The organism is Nocardia sp. CDC159 (assembly GCF_023740735.1).
GTDB lineage: Bacteria > Actinomycetota > Actinomycetes > Mycobacteriales > Mycobacteriaceae > Nocardia > Nocardia pulmonis.
The window spans coordinates 54,981-72,590 of the sequence record NZ_JAMRXH010000010.1 but is presented as its reverse complement, the minus strand read 5'-3'; the positions used below and the strand labels follow the sequence as shown (position 1 = coordinate 72,590).

The window sequence follows — 17,610 nt, the reverse complement described above, 5'->3', positions numbered from 1 at the left end:
TCGAGCACGGAATTTCGATAGCGAACCACTATAACGGAGCCGACCTACCCGTCGGACTGGGGCTTGCGCAGGGCCGCCAGGAACATGGCGTCGGTGCCGTGGCGGTGCGGCCACAGCTGCGCGGCGGGGCCGTCGCCCAGATCGGTGACGCCCGGCAGCAGTTCGCGGGTGTCGAGCTGCTCGGCGTCGGTGCGGCGGACCAGATCGGCCACCACGGCGACGGTCTCAGGCAGATGCGGGGAACAGGTGGAGTACACCACCACACCACCCGGGCGGAGCAGATCCCATGCGGCGCCGAGCAATTCGCGCTGCAGCGCGGTGAGGTCGCGGACGTCGGCGGGGGTGCGCCGCCAGCGGGCCTCGGGGCGACGGCGCAACGCGCCCAGCCCGGTACAGGGCGCATCGACGAGGATGCGGTCGTAGCCGGGGGTCAGCCCGCTGGACCGGCCGTCGGCCACATGCACGGTGACCGGTAGGTCCCGGGTCGCCTTGCGGACCAGTTCGGCACGATGTTCGGCCGGTTCGACCGCATCAACACCGAAGCCGTCGATATCGGCGAGCGCGCCCAGCAGGGCGGCCTTACCGCCCGGCCCCGCGCACAGGTCCAGCCAGCGACCGGTGTCGGGACCGAGCAGCGGGGCCCGGGTCAGCGACAGCGCCACCAGCTGACTGCCCTCGTCCTGGACCGCGGCCATACCCTCGCGCACCGGCTCGAGCTTGCCCGGATCTCCCCCGTCCAGATACACCGCATACGGCGACCAGCGGCCCTCCTCGCCACCGGTCACCAGCGCCAATTCCTCGGCGGTGATGTCGCCCGGCCGGGCCACCAGGTGGACGGCCGGGCGTTCGTCGTCGGCAGCCAGCAGGTCCCGCAGTTCCCCGGCCCGCGCCCCGAGCGCATCGGCGAACGCCTGCGCGATCCAGGTCGGATGTGCGTACTCGAAGGCCAGGCGCCCCACCGGATCTCGCGGCGCGAGTGCGTCGACCCACTCCTCGGGCGTCCGCTCGGCCACCCGCCGCAGCACCGCGTTGACGAACCCCGCCCGCCCGGAACCGAATTCGGCCCGCACGAGATCCACCGAGGTGTCGACCGCCGCATGCGCGCCCACCCGGGCGCGCAGCATCTGATACGTCCCGAGCCGCAACACATCCAGCAGCGGCCCATCGATCTCGCCGACCGCCCGCCCCGCCCCGGCCTCGATCACGGCATCGAGCACCCTCAGCGACCGGCACGCCCCATAGGCCAACTCGGTGGCGAACGCCGCATCCCGCCCCGAAACCCCCCGCTCCCGAAGCAACCCCGGCAACACGAGATTCGCATAGGCGTCCCGCTCCCGCACCGCCCGCAACACATCCCGCGCCACCAGCCGAGCAGCATCCACCGACGCCTCTCGCCCCCGCCGCCTGGCCGATCCCCCGGCCCCGGAAGCACCACCGCGCCCACGCGAATCGCGTTCGCCTCGTGCGTTGCCGCCACCGCCACGCCCCGACGATGATTCGGTTACCCGCCGCGAATCCCCCTCGCCTCGCGCGGCTCGACCACGCCCCGACGAACCCGCGGACCTCTCCCGCGAGATCCCCTCGTCTCGCGCGCCACCCCGAGGACGACCCGATGCGCCCGACCGGCCCCGACCCGCCGAACGCCCGCCCGAGACGGCCTCGCCGCGCGCCCCGGATCCGCCCGCGGGCGATTCACGCCGCGACGCCTCCCGCGCCCCATTCTCTCCCGCGCCTCGTCGTCCGTCCGTACGCGAATCCCCCTGCCGCGCACCGTAGTTCGCGCTCGAGTCGTCGCCCTGCCGCCCCCGCTGCGGGCGGGTCACTCGGCCACCGCACCGGGCTGGAGCCGGGCGCCGCGGGCCCAGTCGAGGGCGGGCATCATGCGTTTGCCCTCGGGTTGGACCTGGGTGAGGCGGACGGCGGTGGTGGCGGTGCCGATGTAGACGCCGGACTTGCGGACCTCGATGGTGCGGGCGGGCAGGGATTCCTCGACCAGTTCGACCGGGCCGAGTTTGAGGCGTTTGCCCTCGACCTCGGTCCAGGCGCCGGGGGCCGGGGTGACCGCGCGGATGCGGCGGTTGATCGCCAATGCGGGCTGGTCCCAGCGGATGTGACCGGCGTCGGGCTCGATCTTCGGCGCGTAGGACACACCCTCGGTGGGTTGGGGCACGGCCTGCACGGTGCCGTCCTCGATGCCGTCCAGCGTCGATTCCAGCAGGCGCGCACCGGTTTCTGCGAGGCGGTCGAGCAGGACACCGGCGGTGTCGGTGACGCCGATCTTCTCGGTGACCACGCCGAATACCGGGCCGGTGTCCAGTCCGGCCTCGATGCGGAAGGTGGAGGCGCCGGTGATCTCGTCACCGGCCAGGATCGCGGCCTGCACGGGCGCCGCGCCGCGCCAGGCGGGCAGCAGCGAGAAGTGCAGATTCACCCAGCCGTGCCGCGGAATGTCGAGCACCTGCTGGGGCAGCAGCGCGCCGTAGGCCACGACCGGACAGCAGTCCGGCGCCAATTCGGTGAGCTGGGCGAGGAATTCGGGTTCCGACGGCTTGCGCGGGGTGAGCACCGGGATGCCGTGCTCGTCGGCCAGGCGGCCGATCGGCGAGCGGGTCACCTTGCGGCCGCGGCCCGCCACGGCATCGGGCCGGGTCACCACGGCGACGACCTCGTGGCGCGCGGACTCGATCAGCCGCCGCAGCGACGGCACGGCCGGTTCGGGCGTACCGGCGAAGACCAGGCGCATCAGCTGCTCCGCTCCGCCGCGGCGGACTTGGCCGTGGCCACCTCCGCGGCCGACATCACCGTCTTACCCATGGTGAACCAGGTCGATTCGCGCACCGCGCGCATCGCCTCCTTCCGTGTCGCCGGAGTCAGACGGTCCAGGTACAGCACACCGTCGAGATGATCGGTCTCGTGTTGCACACAGCGCGCGAGCAGGCCCGCGGCCTCGAATTCCACCGCGGCGCCCCGGAAGTCGACCCCGCGCGCCCGTAACCGCAGCGCGCGGGTGACGTCGTAGCGCAGTCCCGGGATCGACAGGCAGCCCTCGGGCCCGGTCTGCTCCTCCTCGCCCAGCACCTCGTAGCTCGGATTCACCAGATGTCCCGCGGCGTCGCCGGTGTCGTAGACGAACACCCGCAGGCCGACCCCGATCTGCGGCCCGGCCATGCCGACCCCGCCGCTGGCATGCATGGTGTCGGTGAGGTCGGTCACCAGCTGGCGCAGCTCCCGGTCGAAGGTGGTGACCTCGTCCGCGCGGGCGCGCAGGACGGGATCGCCGAACAGGCGAACGGGCTGGACGGTCACGAGCAACTCCCCGGGCGATCGAATGCGGACGTCTCATTTTACGGACGTCGCTCGCTCAGGAGTGCGCCCCCAGGATCACCTCCGGGATTCCGGTCCCCAGCGGCACGAACCGGCACACCGGTTCCTGCGCATGGGCCGGGTCCAGGACATTGCGGAGCAACTGCTGCACGAACGGGTCGTAGACCATATGGAAATGCCCGGTCAGATTGATCGCGCACATATCCTGCAACACCAGATTGGTCGCCCCGGGCCCGCGCAGCGCGATGTTGTCGAACGGCTGGATCATCTCGTCGACTCGGCTGCCGATCGTGGTGTAACGCACACCCGCGACGGTGTCGCCGCCCGCATTGAGCTCGACCATGAACGGCGCGCCCTGCGCCTGCTGCACCGCCGCCTTCGAGGTGACCTTCTCGAACACACCCCACAGCGGCGGCAGCGCGTTCGCCACCGGCACCAGGCCGAACATGACACCGCCGTAGCTCGGCGAGGCCAGCCCCACCCACTGCCCCACCTTGGGCGCCCCGCCCATCTTGTTGACCCAGTACCGAGTCACGCTGGCGCCCTGGGAAAATCCGACCAGATCGACCTGAGCCGCCCCGGTCGCGGTGAGCACCCGCTCGACGAATTCGCCAACCTGCCGGGCCGACAGCCACAGATCCTCGGTGCCGTAGCTGGTCGCGCCGACCTTACCGCCGTAATTCAGTGCGAAGACACAGAATCCGGCCTCCTTCAGCTGCGGAGCGATGGCCGACCAGTCGGAATAGGCGGAGGCGTCGGTGCCGTGCGCCAGCACGACCGGGCGCGGATGTTCGGCGCTCGGGCGGCAGCCGAAATCGTTGGCGCCCATGGGCGCCGCGTTGGGATGGGCCTTCATGTACCAGGAGGCGGTCAGATGTTCGGGCTGCACCGGACCGGGTTCGGTGGGTACGACCGCGGCCCGGTAGGTCGGCGTCTCGGACTTCTCGCCCGGATTCGGTTCCGCCAGGGCGGACGCGCCGGTGCCGAACACCAGCGCGCACACCAATCCACCCGTAATCGTTCGCCGCCACTGTGAAATACCCCGAGCCCACCGACTCCGACGCTGTACCATGTCACGATCATTCCGCATCGCGAGCGGAATTTCGCGCTGCGGCACCGCGTTTCGGAGCCGCTACTTTTCCTGGGTGTCGTCGTCGGCCAGGATCCGATAGAGCGAACGCCGCGCCTCGGTGAGCACCTCGGCCGCCTTGGCCGCCTGCTCCGGCGTCCCGGCCCGGGCCACCTGCGCGACCGCGCCCATCAGCTGGCCGACCAGCTCGCGCAGATCCAGCGCCTGATCACCGATGCCGTCGCGCACCTCTCGCCAGGGATCGCCGAGTTCCTCGGCATGCGCCCGGACGTACTCGACACCCTCGTCGGTGAGCTTGGCGGTCTTGCGACCCGATACCCGCTCGATGAGCACCAGGCCCTCGTCCTCGAGCTGCGCCAGCGCCGGGTAGATCGAACCCGGGCTGGGCCGCCAGACGTCGTCGCTGCGCTCGCGGATCTGCTGAATCAGTTCGTAGCCGTGCATCGGACGTTCCTGCAGCAACAGCAGGATCGCCGCGCGCACATCACCGCGCCGACCCCGGCCGCCGCGGCCGCGCCCACGCCCGAAGTGTCCGCTCGGACCGAAACCGGCGCCGAAGTCCGCACCGAATGGTCCGAACTCGGGACCGAAACCGCCCCGACGACCCCGCGGATGGCGGTGGAAGTGCTCGGGGCCGCCCCGCTCGGGAAGGTAGCGCTCCCGACCCGGTCCGCGGCCGCGCCAGCGGCCGCGCATCTCGATGTTCTCCATGTTTTCCATGGCGTGCCTCCTCAGGCTGATTATTTCGTTGACGCATTCGACGATATATCGGCAATGCATCATCGACAAGTGTGAGGACGCACACGAACCGACCGCTACGTACTAAGTGGTCGGCACCCAGTTGCCATGAAATCCCGCCGGGACCCGCACCGGCAGATGCACCCGCGCCACATCCTCGAGCGTGCCCGCGTCCAGAATCGCCAGATCGGTGGTGTCGGAACCGGAGTCGTAGACGAAGCCCATGAGCACGCCCTCGTCCTCGGCGGCGTCGGGCCTGGCGGGCTCGAATACGAACTCCCCCAACGCCGTTCCGGGCCCGAAGGAGCGCACGGCCGTGCTCGCGCCGACCAGATCGTGCTTGTACAGCTCACCGCCTCCGGCCAGCCCGCCACGGATGCCCGGCGCATAGCCGTAGCGATGCCGCCTACCGGTCAGGCGCTCGTCCACCCGCGGGAACTCCTGCGGGCGATCGTCGACCGAGCCTTGGCGCACCTTGCCGGAATCGAGATCGATCTCCCATCGATCCAGCGTCGGCGCACCCTCGTTGGGGCCGGTGAGGTCGGTGTCGAACATCTTCGGATGCCGCACCACATCGAGCACGATCGTGTTGCCGTCCTCGTAGGCGTTCATGGGGTGGTAGACGTAGCACGGCTCGATGTCGAACCAGCGCACGTCGGCGTTGTCGCCCGAGCGCGGCATCACCCCCAGGCGCGCCTGATATTTCGGATCCCAGCGATAGGGCAGCCGCCGATCCCGCGACACCCGGTTCTGTCGCGCCGCGGGCGGATTCGGGATCGGTACCCGGCCGACCATGGCCGACAGGATCAATCGGGCGGGCCAGCGCAGCAGGCGCGGCACCGAGATCTCCGCCGCCTGGCGCACATCGAAGGTGACCGGCAGGTCGTAGAAGACGACGTAGTTCTCGGTGAGGGACAGGTCGTGCATCATCGGCGCCCCGCCCACCTCGATGTCGACGACGCGACGCGCGCGGCCGTCGGCCCCGATCACCGAGTACTGCACCTTGTTGCCGCGCCGGAAGGTATAGGAAACCGCATGCAGCTCACCGGTTTCCGGATCGCGCTTGGGGTGGGCGGTGTACCCGCCGGGCAGCGTGCCGTCGAAATCGCAGATGCCGACGGTGTCGAGCTCCTCGTCGAGCTCGTAGTTGGGCAGACCCGCCTCGACGAGGGCCAGCGTGCGCCCGGCGTGCCCGATGACATTGGTGTTGGCGCCCGGACCCCAGGCGTGGTCGAGTCCGGGCGGCGGCTGCTCGCCGAGCGCGCGGGCGGTGGCGGGCCCGCGCACCCAGCGGTTGCGGTACCACTCGGCGCGGCCGTCGCGCAGGCGCACACCGTGCACCATGCCGTCGCCGATGAACCAGTGATAGAGCGCGGGATCCAGTTCGCCGACCGGATTGGGTCCGTTGCGCAGGTAGCGGCCGTCCAGGTGGGCGGGAATGGTTCCGCTGACCCGCAGACCGGTCAGCGTGTACTCGTGTTCGATCGGGGCGAAGGCGCCCTCGAGATAGCGATTGCCCATAACAGACCCCCAGATGGAATAACAGTGTTATGCACCTAGAATAACGGCGTTATGGAGGTGAGGCAACGGTGAATCCCCGCTCCCGGCAATCGGGTTCGACCATGCGTGCGCAGCTGATCGAGGCCGGTATCCGGCTCTTGGAGTCGGAGGGACCGCAGGCGCTGCAGACCCGGCGCGTGGCCGCGGAGGTGGGCGCGTCGACAATGGCGGTCTATACCCACTTCGGCGGCATGACCGAGCTGATCTCGGCCATCGTGGCCGAGGCCTTCGCCCGCTTCGGCGCGGCGCTCGCGGTGCCGCCGAGCGCCGATCCGATCGAGGATTTTCTGCTCATGGGCTACGCCTACCGCGCCTACGCGCTGGCCGCCCCGCAGCGCTATCTGCTCATGTTCGGCCTGACCAGGACGCCCGAAACCGCCTCGCGGGCAGTGGATCACACCGCCGGCCCGGTCACCGACGCGATCGGCGCGGAGACCTTCGAGCAGCTGGTGGCCGTGGTGGAGCGCATGATGGCCGCCGAGGTCATCGGCGGCGACTCCGCGCACGAGGTGGCGGCCCGGCTGTGGGGGCTCATTCACGGGGTGGTGTCGCTGGAGCTGGCGGGCAAGTTCGGTACCGACGGCCGGGCGGCGCCGCGGGTACTGCTGCCCGCCACCGTCGATCTGCTGGTGGGGATGGGCGCCGATCGCGCCCGCGTGGACGCCGCGGTGCGCCGGGCGACCGGCAGGATCCGGGCCGCGCAGGCGAGCTGAAAATCAGGGTCCGATCAGGGCCGTGCCCGGATGCGGCCGGTTCGCGCCCGAAAGACCATGGGCGGCATGGGAATGTCGAGTCGGCGGGCCAGGCAGCTGCTCGTCTGGCTGCACGTGGTGACCTCGATCGGCTGGGCGAGTCAGGCGGTGGCACTGGGAGTGCTGCTGTCGGCGAGTGCGCTGAGCGAACCGGGTGCGATCAAATCCGGGCTGGCGCACGGGGCCCGGCTGCTCGACGAGTCGGTGCTGGTGCCGTGCGCCAATGCCGCCGCGTTCTCCGGATTCCTGCTGGCCGCGTGCACCAGTTACGGCTACTTCCATCGGCGTTGGGTCGCCGTGAAATTCGTGCTCACCCTGGTGCAGTTGTTCATCGGCATCGCGATCCTGAGCCCGCGCATGCCCGCCATCGTCGCGGCCGCCGACGCCGGGACCGACGGTCCCGCCCTGATCTCGATCCTCGGTGCGGCGCTCATGTCCAGCGGTCTGGCGTTCCAGGCGTGGGCATCGGTGGCCAAGCCCTGGGGCAGAACCGCTTTCGCCGAGCGTGGGCCGCGGCTGCACAACGCCCCGGCGTGGGCGTTCACCCTCGCGATCACCGCGCTGCTCGCCGATTTCGCCCTGCACCTGGCGGGCGTGCCCCCGCTGTGCGCCCCGATCGCGCTGATCGTCGCCCTGACCGCACGCGCCCGCTCCCATCGCGTACCCCGGCCCGCGCTCATCGGCGCGGCCTGATCTCGCCGTCCAGCCGCAACCCGGTGTGGTGTGCGGCAAAGGCGAGCAGCAGGATCAGGGCCCGGTCGGAATCGGGGCCGCCCCCGGCGTGCCCCTTGCCCGCGATCACGTCCAGCAGGATGGGACCGCCGATCTCGCGTTGCAGGGCCGCGACCATCTTGCAGGAGTGCACCGGCGGCACCCGGGTGTCGGCGTCGCCGGTGGTGAACAGGGCGGGCGGCCAGTGCCGCGGCGATTCGCCGGAGCGCGCGGTGACGTTGTAATACGGCGAGTAGCGCAGCAATACGGCGAGGGCGGCCGGATCGGTGGCCGAACCGTATTCCTCGCGCCAGGCGCGGCCCAGCCCCCAGCGTTCGTAGCGGACCATGTCCAGCGGGGCGCCCGCGCTCACCACGGCCGCGTACGCGGCGGGCCGCTGCACCATGGCGCCGACCGCCATCAGGCCGCCGTTGCTGCCACCGAGCAGCGCCAGCTGACCGCGGCGGGTCCAGCCGGTGTCGACCAGCCAGTCCCCCGCGGCGTGCAGGTCGGTGAAGGCATTGAGTTTGTGCACGCCCGCGCCGTCGAGGTGCCAGCGGCGGCCGCGCTCACCACCGCCGCGCACCCCGGCGATCGCCATGACGCCCCCGGCGAGCACCCAGGTCAGGCCGTCGGGCTGATAACCCGGGCGGAAGGTGATGCCGAAGCCGCCGTAGCAGCTGAGGATGGCGGGCCGGGGCACGCGCGGTCCGCACGGGGCGAGCACGGTCAGCGGCACCTCGGTGTCGTCGGCGGAGCGATATGTCGTGCGGATGACGGTGATTCCGGGCAGCGTGCGCGCGGCGGGCTCGACCGGGGCGACCCGCCCCGAGCGCAGATCCAGCCGCCATGCCCCGAGCGGGCGAATCCAGTCGGTGTAGCTCAGCACCAGTATGCCGGGCTCGTCGCCGGATCTGATCGCCGCGACCGTCCCCGCGCCGGGCAGCTCGACATCGAAAAGCCAAGTGCCGCATCGAGCGTCGTGCACCGACAGCTCCGCGTAGCCGTCGCGGGTGCGCAGCACCAGCAGCCGGTCGCCGTCCTCGGCCGGGGCCAGGGCGAATGCGGACAGCACCGCGGGCGCGTCGGCCGTGACCAGCACCCGCCACGGACCCCAGCCGCCCCCGGGCTCCGGTTCGGCCACGAGCAACTGCCCGAATTCGGAGCTGGCGGTCGAGAGCGCCACAATCCGGCCGTCGCCGTCGACCACGACCCCGGCCGAGGAGAGCCCGCCCAGATCCAGCGGTCGCGGCGCGCCGCCCTCGGCCACATCGACGATCGACACGCGGGTATTGCGGCTGGTGCCGGAGCGACCGGTGATGATCAGCCAGCGGTCGTGCCAGAAGGTGAGGTGATAGCGGCCCACCGGATTGTCGTCGCCGACGAGCAGTTCGTCGTCGGCGATCGCGGTGCCCACCCGATGCCGGTAGACGCCACTGCCGCCGCGGTCGGCGTGCCGCCGTACGTAGTAATAGCCGCTGCTGTCGGCCAGCCACTCCACCGGCGCGTACCGGGTCAGCGCGCAGGTGCGCAGCACGGCGCCGGTCGCGGCGTCGAGCAGCGCGAGCGGGGTCGCGGCCTCGGACCCGCCCACGCTGGCCTGCACCGCGACGAAACGGCCGTCGGGCGAGGGCGTCCAGCGCCGCAGGATCGCCCCCGCGCCGAGGGCGGACGCGTCGAGCAGCGTTCGCCAGTCGGCCTCGGGCCCGTCGGCGACCTGGAGCTGCCACGGTCCGGCCGCCCGGGCCCGGCCGACCCGGAAGCGGCGGCTCCCGGCGGATTTCACCGGCGAGGCGGTGGGTCCCGCAACGACGATGTCGTCCAGCACTTCTCGCAATCGCCGCTGACCGGGCAGGTCGGCGAGATAGCTCTCGGCCAGCCGCCGCTGGGCCGCGACCCAGGCCAGATTCGCCGGATCCTCGGGATCCTCGAGCGGCCGGAACGGATCGGGAATCCGCATGCCGTGCAGGTCGTCCCAGGCGTCGGACGCGGGGGCATCCGGATATTCGGCAGTCATCACGCCACCTTCACAATCGAATCGTCAGTGCTGTCGTGGACCGTCGGCGCGCGGCCGACGATCAGGAGAAAGGCGAGGGCCGCGAGCAGATCGGCGACCACGAACGCCCAGATTCCGATGCGGGTCCCGCAGCGTTCGCCGAGCACACCGGCCAGGACCGCGCCGAACAGACTCGCCGCGGTGGTCCCGGTGGACAGCAGCGCGCCGATCCGGGCGAAATATCCGTCACCGACGCCCTCGCCCACCACCGTCACCAGCGCGATATTGAGCACCGCGCCGAAGAACATGGGCACCGCCGCGCCGAGGCAGGCCGCCAGCAGCACCGCGGGCATCGGCCCGGCCGCCAGCGGCAGGGCGGCCGTGCCGACGGCCCCGCCGAGCACCGCCACCGACAGCACCCGCCGCGCGGGCACCGCCCGGGCATGTACCCGTGGCGCGAGCAGCGCCCCGGCGGCCCCGGCCAGCGTGGCCACCACGGCCGGAATCCCGTACACCGCAACGGGTAACGAGACCTCGTCGAGCAGAAATACCGCCCGCAGGGCGGTGACACCGCCCGAGGCCGCCCCACCCGCCAGCAGATACATCGCCAGTGCCGCGAGCAGCGGGTGCCCGCGCAATGCCCGTACGCCGTCGAGGAATTCGCGGCCGAAGCCGCAGCGCTGCCGGATCGGCCGCCGGTCCGGCGCCCGCAGCCGGGTGAGACAGTAGGCGCTCACCAGATAGCTGACCGCGTCGCAGGCGAACATGGCCGCCGCCCCGACCGAGGCCACCAGCGGACCCGCGGCCGAGGCGCCGACCGACCGCGCGATCATCGTCGTCGATTGCAGTCCGGCCCGCGCCCGGCCGATATCGGCGACCCCGAGCGTCCGCAGATGACCGAAGTACAGGCCCTCGATCACCACCCGCGCCAGGCCCAGCACGAACGACTGCGCGGCGAGTCCGGCCACGGTCAGCACGCCCGCGGTCATCGCCGCCGCACAGCACAGCACGGCCGTCGCGGCGACCAGGTCGGCTCCCAGCATCAGCCGGCGCGGCCTGCTCACCCGGTCCAGCAGCACCCCCGCCACCGGGCCGAGCACCAGCGGCGGGATCGTCCCGGCGGCGACGATGAGCGACACCTCGTGCGGCCCGGCCTCCAACCCGACCACCGCGACCACGGAGACCGCGGTGGCGGTGAGGGTGCTGCCAAGGGTCGAGGCCGCCTGCGCGACCCGGTAGGTCCGCAGGTCGGCCCCGGGCGAGGCCGCGATAGCCGATGCGGTCATCGTGTCACCCGAAATACGCGTCGTCGCAGTAGGCGACCGAGAACACGCTGATCGGCGCGTCGTCGATCAGTTCGTCGTCGGTCACCATGGTCGCCAGTGCGACCACGTTCTGGATCTCCATTGTGCTGTCCTTTGTTCTCTTTCCTGTGAATTCGCTTGCCGTACAAGAGACTTCGCCGGGCGCGGATATCCTGCGCCCGGCGATGTGGTCGGACTACAGCGCCTCTTCCGAGCCGCCGCCACCACCGCCACCGCAGTGGTGCTCGCTGTAGGAGCTCATCGGGGCGTCATCGCCCAGCTCCGGATCCGACTGCAGTTGCAGCCGCAGCACCTTGGTCATGTCGTTCACCTCCTCTCGTGATGTCGTTGTCGGTTCAGAGCTGCTCTACGCCGCACAGATGCAGGCTGAAGGCACTCATCGGGATGTCGTCGTCGAACTCCGGATCGGTGTGGACCTGGAGTTTCAGGACGCTGGTCATGTGCGTCACCTCCGCGCTCAGAGCGCCTCGTCCGCGCAGCCGCCACCGCCACCGCAGTGGGCCTCGCTGTAGGTGCTCATGGGCGCGTCGTCACCGAGCTCCGGATCGGACTGCAGCTGCAGCTTCAGCACCTTGGTCATGTCGTTCACCTCCTTTCCGGGGTGTGGATTCGGGTCAGATAGCCTGCTCTTCGGCGTTGTTGCAGTGATGCTCGCTGTAGGAGCTCAGGGGGGCGTCGTCGCCGAGCTCCGGGTCCGACTGCAGCTGCAGCCGAAGCACTTTGGTCATGTCGTTCACCTCCTCCCGTCGGTGATTTCGCTCAGCTGCCCGACCCGGCCGAACCGATCGGCGGACGCGAGGCAGTGGTCGAGGGTGAACAGCGGATCGGCGACACCGGCGGTCGCGTGCTGCAGCGCCAGCAGGATTCCGGCGGAACCGGAGGCCAGGTCGGCGCTGAGCCGCTGCCCGCGCCCACCAAGCCAGCGCACGCCGGTCGCACCAGCGATCGCGTATTTGAACAGCGCGGTCGCGCGGGCCGCCGGATCGGACAGGAAGTGCTCGTCCGGGAAACGGGCGGCCAGTTCGGTGTGTACGAGTGCGGTACCGGCCTGCCCCTGGAACAGTCCCGGGGCCGCGGTGAACCGAATGCCCACGGCGCGCACGCAGGCGCGCAGGAGTTCGGTGAGTTCGGGATCGGGGCGGCGGGCGAGATAGCGCGCCAGCACGTAGCCGAATCCCGCACTGCCACAGGCCAGATACGGCATATTGCGGCGGTCGGTGGCCGAGACCCGGAAACCCATGGCCCCCACCGGAATCGGCTCGGCGTAGCCGAGTTCGTCACGCAGCAACCGCAGCCCGCGCTCGAACGGCGCACGCGCGCCGGTGAATTCCGACAGATAGTACAGCGCCAGGGCGATACCGGCCCGTCCCGCCACGAGCCCGGACGGCTGATCCGGGCCGAGCAGCGGGATCAGCGCGTCGCCGTCGGGCACCGCGTCGAGCAGCCGCTGCGCCCGGTCGAGGTGGTCCGGATCGCCGGTGCGGTGGAAGAACGACAGGTGGGCCATGGCGACCCCCGCCGCACCGCCGCCCCAGCTCGCCGCCTCGGTCGCGAGCCGATGCGTGCTCGCCGCGGCGAGCAGGGTCGTCGCCGCGTCGCGCTCGCCGAGATCGTCGAGGACCCAGGCGATTCCGGCATTGCCGGACATCAGCCCCGGCCCGGTCGCATGCCGCTCGCGCAGCGCGTCGTCCCGCAGCCTGCGGACCACCCGCGGGTCGATCTCGCGACCGGCGGCGCGCAGCGCGTGCAGCACGCCCGCGGTACCGTGGGCCACGCATCGGGCATTGGACCGCAGTCCCTCCGGCGCGGTCGGATACACCCAGCGCGGATTGTCCGGCTCGGCCATGCGCTCGAGCGCCTCGGCCGTGCGGTCGCGCAGCCAGCGCACCGCGTCGCCCGGCGCCGAACGCACCTGCGCGGGCGCGGGCAGGCGCAGGACCCGCGGCGCGGGCTGCGATCGCAGTACCGTCGCCCAGAGATCCGTTGGGGGCGGGCACAATTCGGCCAATTCGGCATACAGGTGGGCCAGCGTTTCCGGACTGCGCCGCGCGGCCTCGTGCATCGGGAAGATCAGCAGCTGCGCGATCGCGGTCAGCGCGTAGGCGTCCACGCGCAGCGGATCGGTCTTGGCCCGCGCGCCGGGCGACCGCGATTCCGGTGGTTCGTAGCCGGGCGTGCCGAGCAGGCCCAGGGGATGGTCGACGGGCTGGGCGGCCTCGAAGTCGATGAGCCGCACGGTGTCGTCGTCGCCGACCAGGATATTGCCCGGCGACAGGTCGACGAAGGCGTAGCCGAGCTCGTGCAGCGTCTCCAGCTGCGCGGCAAGCTGATCGAGAATGTGGGTGCAGCGCCGGTAGTAGGCGGTGAACGCCGCCCGATCCTCCCCCGCGCGAATGAGCGGCGAGGTCGCGACCATCCACTTGCTCAGCGTGCGGCCGGGCACGAATTCGGTGACCAGGAAGGTGTGCTCCCACTCGGTGAACAGCTCGACCGGTTCCGGGGCCAGCCCGGGCGCGGCGGCGTGCAGGGCGCGCAGCGTCAGATATTCGCGCTCGAGCCGCACGCGGGCATCCTCGTCACCGGCGTAACCGTTGTGCGCGCGGGCCTCCTTCACGAAGACGACGTCGCCGTCCGCGCGGCGAGCCCGGTACGCGCCACCGGCATTGCTGGACTGCAGCACGTTCTCGAAGGTGTAGCCGTGGAAACTCACCTCCTCCTCCCCGTCCGTCTCGGGCACCGCGCCGAACGGGTCGGCGATGCCCGCGGGCAGCAGGAATTCGGGGCGGCGCTCGTCGGGGACCTCGGTGCCGTCGAGGGCGAGCATCACCGGCACCCGGGTGCCGTCGGCCTGCAGCCGGTGCCGTGGACGGAACGCGCCGTAGCGGTAGGACACGCACCGCGAGGAGCCGAACCGCCGGTCGGTGAGCACGTACGGCCCGGCCACACCGGCCAATTCGCGTTCCAGCCGTTCCAGCAGGGCGTAGGCCAGCTGCGGCGTCGGCGGATACAGTGCGCAGAACTTGCCGCTCTGCACGCGGCTGCCGTGTTTGCCGTGCAGCCAGAGGAAGTACTGCTTCCCGGTGAGATGTTTGAAGGCGACTCCGAGTTCGGCGCAGGCGGCGCTCACCACGTCGAGCACCTGCTGCGCGGTGGCCAGCGAGCTCGACACATGCACCTTCCAGCCCTGCTCGGGCAGTTCGGCATGCGGCGGCGTCCACTGGGTCCACACCTCGAACTCGCGGCGGGTCCAGCCCGCGGGCGGGCGGGTCGGGTTGTACCGGCGGCCCGGATCGGTGCGCTCGAAGGGTTCGTAGTAGTCGGGGTGGGCGAAGGTGAACGCCGCGTCCTGAAGCATTGTGCCGCTGCCCTTCTCGGATTCGGCCTGGTCGCCGGTGGAATCGAACGACTAAAGAATGGCCGGGGGCGGGGCTCGCGCGAATCGGAGCGAGGTGGTGTTCCGCGATTACCGCGAGGCGATGAGATCCGTCATCGCGCCGCGGTAGACCCGCCGTTCGTGCGACACTGCTGCGCATGACGAAGGTCGTCGTGTACGCGGTCGGCGACGCCGGGGCAACCGGTGGGTTCCTCGGGGTGGCAACGCTGCTCGAGCCGGAGTACGCGCTGGTCCATCCGCCGCTCAATCGCGCGCTGGCCGACGCCTCGCGCGCACTGCGGGTGGGTGTGTTCGACGCCGAGCGCGATATCGGCGAGGTCATCGACGTCGCCCGGGTGCGGGTGATTCCCGACGATCCGGAGCTGGTGCTGCTCGAGCTCGCGTTCGGTTCGACCGCGCCGGTGCGGGGTGTGCCCCTCGAATTACCCGACGATCCGCTGAATTTCGAACAATTCCTGGAGCCCAGCGACGCCGAGATCGTCGCGGGGGTGCGCCGGGTCTTCGACGAGATCCCGCCGCCGCACGAGCCGACCTTCGAGGAGCTGATCGCCGAGGCCGAATCCGGTGGCGGAACCCCGGCGGACGATCCCATCCGGTGGCTGGCCAAACTCTTCGGCGGTGGCTGAAAACCCTTCCGTGCGGGACTGTTTCGGCTGGTGAGACGGGGTGAACGGGCGACCCGCCGCCGTGATTCGTGGGAAACTGCTGTTCATGATGCGGTGGCCGGGGCCTGTTCCGCGTCGCCGGATCGCCGACGCGGCACTGGTGCTCGTCACCTGCGGGGTGGATCTAGCCTTCTGGGCGGGCGATCGCGATCTGATCACCGGTTCGCGCTTGCCGCTGTGGGCGGTGCCCGTCGCGGCCGTGGGCCTGGGTGCGGCGCTGCTGATGCGGCAGCGGTTCCCGCTCGGGGTGTGGATGGTGGTGTGGCTGTACACCGGCGTCAATCTCGCGGTGCCGGAGTACTATCCGTTCGCCTATCTGTTGGTGGCCGCGTATACGGTGGCGAGCCGGGTGCCCGCGTCCACCGCCCGGCTCGTGCTCGTCGCGTCCGCCCTGCCGCTCGGGCTGTTCAGCTATCGGTCCGGACAATCCGGTGCATCCGGAGACCAGGTGCGCGATGTCGGCACGGCCGTCGGCACCTGGGCGATCATCCTGTCCATCGCCTGGGGTCTGGGCAGGCTGGCCTACGCCCGTGAGCAGCATGCGCGCGCCGAGCGGGAACGACTGGCCGCGGCGGCCGAAAGGGCGCTCGCCGCACAGCGTTTGCGGCTCGCGCACGAATTGCACGACAGTGTGACCGGCGCGGTCGCGGGCATGATGCTGCACGCCGGGGCCGCTCGCGCGCTGTCGGCCGGGGGTGATCCGCGCGTGCGGCAGGCGCTGGAGGTCATCGAACAGGCCGGGGCCCAGGCCATGTCCGAACTGCATTCCATGCTCGGGCTGCTGCGCTCGAGCGACTCCGGCGACGCGCCGCACGCCCGATTCGCCGATGTCGAGCGGCTGCTGGAATCCGCGCGCCGCGCGGGGCTGCGGGTGTGCAGCGAGGTCACCGGAGCGGCCCGGCCGCTGGACCCCGAGGCCGACCTCGCGGCCTATCGAACCGTGCAGGAGTCGCTGACCAACGCCACCAAATACGCCGGGCCGGGCGCGACCGTCTCACTCGACATCACGTGGACCGAGGACGCGCTGGAACTGCTGGTCCGCAGCTCCGGCGGCAGCGCGACACCCGCCGCGGGGCTGTCGACCGGCAATGGGCTGCGCGGGCTACGCGAACGGCTGGACGCCGTCGGCGGGGAGCTGAGCAGCGGGCCGGACGGCGACGGCTGGTGCGTCCGCGCCACCCTGCCCACCACCGCCGACGCGCCGATGGAGCTGTCATGACGATCACCGTGCTCGTCGCCGAGGACGAGGCGCTGGTGCGCGCGGGCTGCGTCCTGCTGCTCGGCACCGCACCCGATATCGAGGTGGTCGGCGAGGCCGGTGACGGCGCGGCCGCGATCGAGGCCGCGAAAACCCTTGCGCCCCAGGTTGTCCTGATGGATCTGCGGATGCCGATCCTGGACGGTATCGGGGCCACCCGGGCGATCACCGAAATTCCGGGCGCACCGGCGGTTCTCGTGCTCACGACCTTCCACGAGGACACCGCTGTACAGGAGGCGCTCGCCGCCGGGGCGAGCGGTTTCCTGCTCAAACAGGCCGCACCCGCCGATCTGGTCCAGGCCGTGCGCCGCTGCGCCGCGGGCGAGGGGTGGCTCGATCCCGCCATCGTGGGCGGTGTTCTCGGGGCATTGCGCCGCGCCGGACCCCGGGCCGCCCTGGCCCCGACCACGCTCTCGGGCCTGACCGCCCGGGAACAGGAGGTGCTGAGACTGATGGCCCTGGGCCGCTCCAACACCGAGATCAGCGCCGAACTGTTCATCAGCGAGGCCACCACCCGCACGCACGTCGCGCACGTGATCGCCAAGACCCACTCCCGCGACCGCACCCAGGCCGTCGTACTGGCCTATCAGAGTGGACTCATGAGCTGACCATCCCATTCCCCCCGTACCCCGCTCCACGCACACACCACGCAAGTCCCCGCGCCCGCACACACCACGCAAGTCCCCGCACCACGCGCTCACCACAGGTCCCGGCACCACGCACTCACCACACATGTCCCCGCACCACGCACTCACCACACATGTCCCCGCACCACGCACTCACCACACATGTCCCCG

General features: G+C 71.1%; 16 protein-coding genes. 5 read left to right on the top strand and 11 right to left on the bottom strand.

Annotated elements, in window-relative coordinates; genetic code table 11:
• Nucleotides 1–44: 44 nt before the first annotated feature.
• From NDR87_RS22245 to NDR87_RS22220, 6 genes are all read right to left on the bottom strand, one after another.
• Nucleotides 45–1,382 (bottom strand): RsmB/NOP family class I SAM-dependent RNA methyltransferase, encoded by a 1,338-nt coding sequence (locus NDR87_RS22245; RefSeq protein WP_372494258.1) that lies wholly within the window; start codon nucleotides 1,380–1,382, stop codon nucleotides 45–47.
• Between the two features lie 437 nt (nucleotides 1,383–1,819).
• Complete coding sequence (gene fmt, locus NDR87_RS22240) at nucleotides 1,820–2,743, bottom strand: methionyl-tRNA formyltransferase (protein WP_251915102.1); 924 nt, start codon at nucleotides 2,741–2,743, stop codon at nucleotides 1,820–1,822.
• Nucleotides 2,743–3,306 (bottom strand): peptide deformylase, encoded by a 564-nt coding sequence (gene def / locus NDR87_RS22235; RefSeq protein WP_251915103.1) that lies wholly within the window; start codon nucleotides 3,304–3,306, stop codon nucleotides 2,743–2,745. Before def ends, fmt begins: the two co-directional genes overlap by 1 nt.
• Nucleotides 3,307–3,361: 55 nt before the next feature.
• A complete protein-coding gene (locus NDR87_RS22230) occupies nucleotides 3,362–4,327 on the bottom strand; it encodes an esterase/lipase family protein (protein WP_372494259.1) in 966 nt (321 codons plus the stop codon).
• A gap of 129 nt (nucleotides 4,328–4,456) precedes the next feature.
• Entirely contained in the window at nucleotides 4,457–5,125 is a 669-nt protein-coding gene (locus tag NDR87_RS22225; RefSeq protein WP_251915245.1) for a PadR family transcriptional regulator, read from the bottom strand.
• Nucleotides 5,126–5,236: 111 nt separating this feature from the next.
• Nucleotides 5,237–6,673, bottom strand: coding sequence for a carotenoid oxygenase family protein (locus tag NDR87_RS22220; RefSeq protein WP_251915106.1), 1,437 nt, complete (start codon nucleotides 6,671–6,673; stop codon nucleotides 5,237–5,239).
• A 101-nt stretch (nucleotides 6,674–6,774) separates the two neighbouring features.
• Between NDR87_RS22220 and NDR87_RS22215 the strand changes: the two genes are divergently transcribed.
• Together NDR87_RS22215 and NDR87_RS22210 are read left to right on the top strand one after the other, a co-directional pair.
• Nucleotides 6,775–7,425, top strand: coding sequence for a TetR/AcrR family transcriptional regulator (locus tag NDR87_RS22215; protein ID WP_251915107.1), 651 nt, complete (start codon nucleotides 6,775–6,777; stop codon nucleotides 7,423–7,425).
• A 66-nt stretch (nucleotides 7,426–7,491) separates the two neighbouring features.
• Complete coding sequence (locus NDR87_RS22210) at nucleotides 7,492–8,157, top strand: hypothetical protein (RefSeq protein WP_251915109.1); 666 nt, start codon at nucleotides 7,492–7,494, stop codon at nucleotides 8,155–8,157.
• On the opposite strand, the gene NDR87_RS22205 is transcribed toward NDR87_RS22210, so the two are convergent.
• The 5 genes from NDR87_RS22205 to lanKC form a co-directional block, all read right to left on the bottom strand.
• A complete protein-coding gene (locus tag NDR87_RS22205) occupies nucleotides 8,141–10,192 on the bottom strand; it encodes a prolyl oligopeptidase family serine peptidase (protein WP_251915111.1) in 2,052 nt (683 codons plus the stop codon). The two genes, NDR87_RS22210 and NDR87_RS22205, sit on opposite strands and share 17 nt — an antisense overlap.
• On the bottom strand, nucleotides 10,192–11,457 hold the full coding sequence (locus NDR87_RS22200) for an MFS transporter (protein ID WP_251915114.1): 1,266 nt from the start codon (nucleotides 11,455–11,457) through the stop codon (nucleotides 10,192–10,194). The genes NDR87_RS22205 and NDR87_RS22200 overlap by 1 nt, the downstream gene beginning before the upstream one ends.
• Before the next feature lie 214 nt (nucleotides 11,458–11,671).
• Nucleotides 11,672–11,797 carry a hypothetical protein gene (locus NDR87_RS37435; RefSeq protein ID WP_286013905.1) on the bottom strand — a complete coding sequence of 42 codons (126 nt, stop codon included), beginning with the start codon at nucleotides 11,795–11,797 and terminating at the stop codon, nucleotides 11,672–11,674.
• A 156-nt stretch (nucleotides 11,798–11,953) separates the two neighbouring features.
• A complete protein-coding gene (locus tag NDR87_RS37430) occupies nucleotides 11,954–12,076 on the bottom strand; it encodes a hypothetical protein (protein WP_286013904.1) in 123 nt (40 codons plus the stop codon).
• Between the two features lie 153 nt (nucleotides 12,077–12,229).
• Complete coding sequence (gene lanKC, locus NDR87_RS22195; RefSeq protein WP_251915116.1) at nucleotides 12,230–14,851, bottom strand: class III lanthionine synthetase LanKC; 2,622 nt, start codon at nucleotides 14,849–14,851, stop codon at nucleotides 12,230–12,232.
• A 176-nt stretch (nucleotides 14,852–15,027) separates the two neighbouring features.
• On the opposite strand from lanKC, the gene NDR87_RS22190 reads away from it, so the two are divergent.
• The 3 genes from NDR87_RS22190 to NDR87_RS22180 all read left to right on the top strand — a co-directional run bounded on the left by NDR87_RS22190 (nucleotide 15,028) and on the right by NDR87_RS22180 (nucleotide 17,421).
• Nucleotides 15,028–15,516, top strand: coding sequence for a hypothetical protein (locus NDR87_RS22190; protein WP_251915118.1), 489 nt, complete (start codon nucleotides 15,028–15,030; stop codon nucleotides 15,514–15,516).
• 85 nt (nucleotides 15,517–15,601) lie between these two features.
• Nucleotides 15,602–16,774 carry a sensor histidine kinase gene (locus tag NDR87_RS22185; RefSeq protein WP_251915120.1) on the top strand — a complete coding sequence of 391 codons (1,173 nt, stop codon included), beginning with the start codon at nucleotides 15,602–15,604 and terminating at the stop codon, nucleotides 16,772–16,774.
• Nucleotides 16,771–17,421, top strand: coding sequence for a response regulator transcription factor (locus NDR87_RS22180; protein ID WP_251915122.1), 651 nt, complete (start codon nucleotides 16,771–16,773; stop codon nucleotides 17,419–17,421). The genes NDR87_RS22185 and NDR87_RS22180 overlap by 4 nt, the downstream gene beginning before the upstream one ends.
• Nucleotides 17,422–17,610 lie beyond the last annotated feature (189 nt).